The organism is Gordonia malaquae NBRC 108250, assembly GCF_000344135.1.
In the GTDB taxonomy this organism is placed as follows: Bacteria; Actinomycetota; Actinomycetes; order Mycobacteriales; family Mycobacteriaceae; genus Gordonia; species Gordonia malaquae.
The window spans coordinates 1-1,173 of record NZ_BAOP01000097.1 but is presented as its reverse complement, the minus strand read 5'-3'; the positions used below and the strand labels follow the sequence as shown (position 1 = coordinate 1,173).

1 protein-coding gene and 1 other annotated feature are annotated in these 1,173 nt (G+C 64.4%); the gene reads right to left on the bottom strand.

The features are described from left to right. A protein-coding gene (locus tag GM1_RS21340; protein ID WP_244874803.1) for an IS3 family transposase occupies positions 1-1,173 on the bottom strand; the annotation gives its coding sequence in 2 pieces (ribosomal slippage) (positions 1-896 and positions 896-1,173; 1,174 coding nt annotated over the 2 pieces). This gene is flagged as partial in the annotation. Further along, positions 773-906, bottom strand: a sequence feature (AL1L pseudoknot). Its footprint overlaps the gene before it by 134 nt.

The following is a 1,173-nucleotide window of genomic DNA, read 5'->3' as shown; positions in this document are numbered from 1 at the left end:
GACGTTCGCCGGGGTGCGGTAGCCGAGAGCTTCGTGGAGCCGGGAGGTGTTCCACCAGTGGACCCAGCCCATCGTGGCGAGCTCAACCTCGCTGACTGACTCCCAGATCCGCTTGGAGTAGATCAACTCCGCCTTGTATAGGCCGTTCACTGTCTCGGCCAGCGCGTTATCGTAGCTATCGCCGACGGTACCTACTGAAGCCGTAACTCCCGCGGCGAGCAGAGCGTCCGAATAGGCGAGCGAAACGTATTGACTACCCCTGTCGGAATGGTGGATCAATCCGCTTTCGTTCCTGCTCACCCCGGTGGACTGCAGTGCATGCTCCAGTGCGAGCAATGGCAGAGACTCCGTGTGGAGCGTGGGCGCGACCGCCCAGCCGACAATTCTGCGACTGAAGACATCGGTAACGAATGCGACGTAGCAGAACCCGGAGAGCATCCGGACGTAGGTGATGTCGGCGACCCAAAGCTGCTGCGGTCGATCCGCGACGAACCGCCGTTCAACGAGGTCCGGGCGCTGGTCATCTCCGTCTGCGGAGCAGGTGGTGACGGGCTTTCGACCTCGGCGAACGCCCTGCAGGCCGGCGATCTTCATCAGCCTCGCGACCTGGTCGCGACCGACGTTCCATCCTGCGTGGCGCATTGCGTGCCACATCTTCCGGACCCCATAGACGCTGTAGTTCGCCTGATGAATCCGCTGCACCTCCTCCGCCAGCATCTCGTCCCGAACGCTGCGAGCGGAGGCCGGCCTGTTCTTGGCAGCGCGGTATCCGCGGGAGGTGATGAACCCACATTCTGTCGCACTGAGGATGCGGCAGATGGCCTCGACCCCGAACTTCTCGCGATGCATGTCGACGAACGCGATCATTTCGTCGTGGGGCGGTCGAGTTCCGCTGCGAAAAACGCTGAGGCGGCCTTCAGGATCTCGTTCGCACGTCGCGCCTCGGCGAGCTCCCGCCGGAGACGGCGATTCTCCTCCTCGAGCGGCTCTCCCGGTCCGACCGGCTCGGTGGCGCCGTAGCGATTGCACCAGATCCGCAGCGTCTCTGTGCCGACACCGAGCTGCGGCGCGACGGCACGGATCGATGCTGCGCGAGGGCCGCCCTCGCGGGCTTGGCGGTCGTAGACCATGCGCACGGCACGCTCACGCAGCTCTGGACTGAACTTCTTGGGC